Genomic DNA, 5,271 nt, shown 5'->3' on the forward strand with positions numbered 1-5,271 from the left:
ATCCCGATGTATCAGGAAACACGATAGCCTACGATGATAACGGAAACATGAAAGATCAAAAGGACAAGGGAATTCTTGATATTCAATATAATTTCTTGAATTTACCGGGATATATGATGTTCGACAGGCTTTATTATACCAGAAATACACAGCAGAATGAAAATGTTTATAACTTCTATAGAGCAGACGGAACAAAGCTTAGAAAGGAGCACAGATATAGTGAAAACTCAGTTTACATAAAAAAAACTGTCGATTATCTGGATGGCTTCCAGTATGAAGCATTAACCAATAATATATTTACCATAAAATTTGTTCCCACTTCAGAGGGGTATTTTAATTTTGAAAATAATAAGTATATTTACAATTATACAGATCATTTGGGAAATGTACGTTTGAGTTATTTCAACAATGGCAGCAGCGCAGAAGTTCTTGAAGAAAACAATTATTATCCGTTCGGATTGAAGCATGAAGGATATAATATACTGACTGGAAACCCTGCGTATAAATATCAATATAATAGTAAAGAATTACAGCAGGAAACGGGACAGTATGATTATGGAGCGAGATTCTATATGCCGGATATTGGACGTTGGGGAGTTGTAGATCCGCTGGCGGAAATAGGCAGAAGATGGTCGCCTTATACTTATGCTCTTGATAATCCAATACGTTTTATTGACCCGGATGGGATGTGGCCATATCCGGTAACTACACGTTCTTTTGCTCCATTTCCAACATTTGGTGGAGGGTTTTCGGGAGACAGTAGAGGGTATTCTACTTCTAAAGATGTTACATCAAGACTCTCTCATAGTTATGTGATGAATACAGACAATCATACTTATACTAATTATGGAGCAACTTCAAGTCCTTCTTCGCATCCTTATTTAGGGACAGCTACTGCAACGAATGATGTTGGAAATATAAGTAATGCGGTATACACAACAAATACAGATGGGAGTACAACTACCTCTTGGACAGCTAAAATGGCAGGGTCTAATCCATTAACTCCAAGTTCAGTTACTCCGTCTATTGATGTTACTACAAATTTTAGCTTAACTGAAAATAAAACAGCAGGAACATTAGGCGTAAGTGTAACTCAGACTGGTGATGCTTTTCCTTCTGCCGAAACTATGATTGGAGATACTGCGGGAAATCAATTAATGGTAGGTGTCAGTCCTGCGGTAGGAAATCCTATTGTAAATTTATTTGGAGATACTAATCGTCCAATGATGTCAAATAACTTTACCGTTACAATGGATGAGAATGGAGTGTTTACAGGAATACAACAAGGAGACAAGACATATTCTGTTGGAGACTGGAATAAAATGTATGAGTCTTCAAATACTGTTAAAATACCAGAACAGCAATATTTGCCTGATGCATCCGGAGCTCCAGTACCTCGTTAAAAAATTAATAAGCATATGAAAATATTATATACAAATTGGATAAATATTGTTGGAGTCTTTATAGTATTATTTTTATTTACAGCAATATTTGACTCGTTAGACCCGAATGTTTCGAGAAGTTTTTTTCAAGCAATCATTGCTTCTTTAATAGGTATCTTTCTTTATGGAATGATATTTTGGATTTGCTTTATCATTGCTTTGATTGTTTTTGATTTATTTTTAATTGTTTTCAATCAGAAACATTTAGAAATAAAACTACTTTTAGAATGGATTATAATAAGCGCTCCTTTTGTTTATGGGGCAGTGAAATATCCTGAACAAAGAATTTTATATATAGTTGCTGTTATTACATTTTTTATTACACAATTATTAAGAAAAGGATTAATAAACAAAGCCACTCATTGAGTGGCTTTGTTGTTATATCGCAAGCGCATTAGAAAGCGTTTTCTTGAGTTTAAGAGGCTCTCCCACTGCGCAAAGTCTGTGACTTTGAGCAGATAAACAAACAAACCCACCGCAATTGCGGTGGGTTTTGTGTTTTATAGAGCTGCTGCGTTTTTAGCAAAAAAGTCTTTAAACTTTTTATTGGTAAGCATTTTTTCAACGAGTCGGAAAATGGTTTGCTTGTCTTCTTCATCGAGCTGATTAATCAAATGCAGCTTCTCAAGGTCAGGTTTGTTCTCTATGATTATGGAGCAAAATTCTATATGCCCGATATTGGAAGATGGGGTGTATAACAATGGTAAATAAATTACAATGGATTTTAGGAAAACAATTCAAGCAATATACTTAAAAAGGGATCATATTGCTTATAAGCCATCTTTTATCTTTTTCAACTTTTTAAAGTTATTGATGATATTTAAATTGGAAATTATATTTTCATACAAAAAACAAATAATTTCAAAAAATAAATTACTTTAGTATTTGATTAATTTGAAAAAAACAATTTTATGAAAAAATTTTATTCTACAGTACTGCTGTTTCTTACTATTCTGGCATTTGGACAAATAACTTATACGGTTACACCCGCTGCTTTTGATGAGACGGATCAAATTACTTTAAGCATACCAGGAAATCAAATCGATGAAACTGCTTGGAGTGTTTCAAATAATGCTGTTTATCTCTGGTCCTGGTCCCTGGATACTAATTATCAGAACAGTCAGGATTGCCCTACAAATGGTGCCTGGAATAATTCTAATGATTTAAACAAATTAAATTATAATTCAGCTACTGACACTTATTCCTTAACGTTTACTCCATCAGTTTTTTTTAACAGGACAGGAATCGGAAGATTTGGGTTTTTATTAAAAGATAAAACGGGTTCTCATCAGACCTCCCCCGATATATTTGTCAATGTCGGGATCTTAAATTTGAACTTAACCAATCCAGCGGCGAATAGCCTGACTACAGTTCCGGTTGGAAATTCAGTCAATATTACTGCAGCAACCAATGTTGCCACAACATTCCAGCTAAAAGCAAACGGAACCGTTGTCAATTCTACATCTACTCCTTCACAGTCCTACAGCTATAGCTATACAGTAATTCAGGATGCCAATATGGAGTTGATTGCAACAGATGCTAATTCAAATTCAAAGAATGCCACATTCATGTTGCAGATTCCGAGAAATGTCATTTCTGAAGCAATACCGGGTTGGATCAGACAAGGTATCAATTACGATCCTGCCGATCAGACAAAAGTAGGTCTTGCCCTTTATGCCCCTCATAAAAACTTTGTGCACGTTATCGGAAGCTTTAATAACTGGATGGTAAATGACTCTTATTTAATGAAAAGAGATACTACCAATCCTGATCTTTACTGGATTGAACTGAACGGGCTTACTCCGCAACAATTATATACTTTCCAGTACAGAGCCAATGATCTGAGAAAAGTAGCGGATCCTTATTCGCCCCAGATCTTATCTTCCTATGATGATCAGTGGATTTCAGCTGCCACCTATCCTAATTTACCTCCGTTTCCGGCAGGACAGAACTTTGAAGTATCTATGTTTAAAACCGGACAAGCACCTTACAACTGGCAGGTGACCAACTTTCAGAGACCTGCTAAAGAAAACCTGGTGGTATATGAATTGCTTCTGAGAGATTTCACGCAGGAAAAAAACTGGCAGTCATTAATCAACAAGATAACGTATTTAAAGAACTTAAATATTAATGCTATAGAGCTTCTTCCTATTATGGAATTTGAAGGGAACCTTTCATGGGGATACAACACTTCTTTCCATTATGCATTGGACAAAGCTTACGGAACTCCTGAAAAATTCAAAGAATTTGTTGATCTATGCCACCAGAATGGGATAGCTGTTATTTTAGATATTGCATTTAATCATGCAACAGGACGCTCACCTTTGGCCAGACTATGGAATATTGACCCTGATGGAGACGGTTTTGGAGATATTGCTGCCAATAATCCTTATTTCAATCAGGTTCCGAAGCATTCCTATAATGTGTTTAATGATTTTAATCACTCAAGTCTTTCAACGCAATATTACGTTGAGCGAAACCTTCAGCAGTGGCTGACTGAATACCATATTGATGGATTCCGTTGGGATCTGACGAAAGGATTCACCCAGAACTGTTCTGAAAATGATGAAGCCTGTACCAATGCTTATCAACAGGACAGAGTGGATATTATGAAAAATTATGCCGACAAACAGTGGGCTATAGATCCGAATTCATATATAATATTTGAACACTTGGGAACAGATGCTGAAGAGCAGCAGTGGGCCAACTATAGAATTGCTGAAGGAAAAGGGGTGATGCTTTGGAATAAGCAGACTGAGCCTTACAACCAAAACACAATGGGTTACAAAGAAAACAGTAACTATGACAGAATGAATCACAGTCTTCATGGCTTTACCAATATGCATGCTGTAGGATATGGAGAAAGTCACGATGAAGAAAGATTAATGTTTAAAAACCTTGCTTATGGTGCGGTTAACGGAGGTTACAATGTTACCAGCCTGAATACGGCTCTTGAAAGAATGAAAACTTTCGGAGCAACATTCTTTACCATTCCAGGCCCGAAAATGATCTGGCAGTTTGGAGAGCTGGGCTATGAGTTCAGTATCAACCGATGTGCAGACGGTACGATCAACAGCGGATGCAGAACCGATGAAAAGCCTGTTGCCTTTACTTTAGGATATGATACCAACGCCAACAGAAAAGCAGTGTATGATACCTGGGCTAAAATTATCAATATCAGAAATACTTATCCGGTTTTCAAATCAAAAACATATACAGTAGAGTCTAACAATCTTACCAACGATCCTGAAGGCTTAATCACGAGAATTTATGTGTATGACAATGCAATAGCCGGAATGAAGAATGTGGTGGTTTTGGCGAACTATACCACTGCAGCTCAAAATGTTGTTCCTTACTTCCCTTATACAGGGCAGTGGCAGAACCTGATGGATAACTCTGTTTCGAATATCGCTTCTACAACGGCTCCTATTACCTTACAGCCGGGAGAGTTCAGGATTTTTGGAAATTATGCAGGGGCACTGTCAACATCTGATGTGAATGCTGCTAATAAACTCTCGCTTCAGATTGCAGATAATCCTGTAAAAAACGGTGTGGCAAAATTAATATATCACAAAGCTAAAAACGGTGAGATTGTTATTTTTGACATGATCGGTAAAAAATTGGATTCAATTAAATTGAATACTGAAAACGGAACTTATGAATTGAAAGCGAATTACCCGCCGGGGGCCTATTTGGTGCATCTACGGTCTGAAACAGGCACTGCCATTCAGAAGATGATTATTAAATAACAAAAGAGGGACGATAACACATCGTCCCTCTTTCTTATTGACAGCACAGAATATATAACTTTTTGTCAATTAAAAATATT

The 5,271-nt window shown here is 36.6% G+C and carries 4 protein-coding genes; 3 read left to right on the top strand and 1 reads right to left on the bottom strand.

The window, feature by feature from the left end:
- The coding region (locus DRF60_RS20655) for an RHS repeat-associated core domain-containing protein (RefSeq protein WP_133297261.1) at positions 1–1,403 on the top strand (1,403 nt) is incomplete at its 5' end.
- Between the two features lie 15 nt (positions 1,404–1,418).
- Positions 1,419–1,808 carry a hypothetical protein gene (locus tag DRF60_RS20660; RefSeq protein WP_116015236.1) on the top strand — a complete coding sequence of 130 codons (390 nt, stop codon included), beginning with the start codon at positions 1,419–1,421 and terminating at the stop codon, positions 1,806–1,808.
- A 134-nt stretch (positions 1,809–1,942) separates the two neighbouring features.
- On the opposite strand, the gene DRF60_RS20665 is transcribed toward DRF60_RS20660, so the two are convergent.
- Complete coding sequence (locus DRF60_RS20665) at positions 1,943–2,143, bottom strand: hypothetical protein (protein WP_202974467.1); 201 nt, start codon at positions 2,141–2,143, stop codon at positions 1,943–1,945.
- A 210-nt stretch (positions 2,144–2,353) separates the two neighbouring features.
- On the opposite strand from DRF60_RS20665, the gene DRF60_RS20670 reads away from it, so the two are divergent.
- Positions 2,354–5,191, top strand: a complete 2,838-nt coding sequence (locus DRF60_RS20670; RefSeq protein ID WP_116015239.1) for an alpha-amylase family glycosyl hydrolase — start codon at positions 2,354–2,356, stop codon at positions 5,189–5,191.
- Positions 5,192–5,271 lie beyond the last annotated feature (80 nt).

Origin of the sequence: Chryseobacterium elymi, assembly GCF_003385495.1 — a bacterium.
Taxonomy (GTDB): domain Bacteria; phylum Bacteroidota; class Bacteroidia; order Flavobacteriales; family Weeksellaceae; genus Chryseobacterium; species Chryseobacterium elymi.

What these genes read in the sequence shown, in the direction of transcription:
- DRF60_RS20670 (WP_116015239.1), top strand. Translation starts at nt 2,354, where the DNA reads ATGAAAAAATTTTATTCTACAGTACTGCTGTTTCTTACTATTCTGGCA.
- DRF60_RS20660 (WP_116015236.1), top strand. Translation starts at nt 1,419, where the DNA reads ATGAAAATATTATATACAAATTGGATAAATATTGTTGGAGTCTTTATA.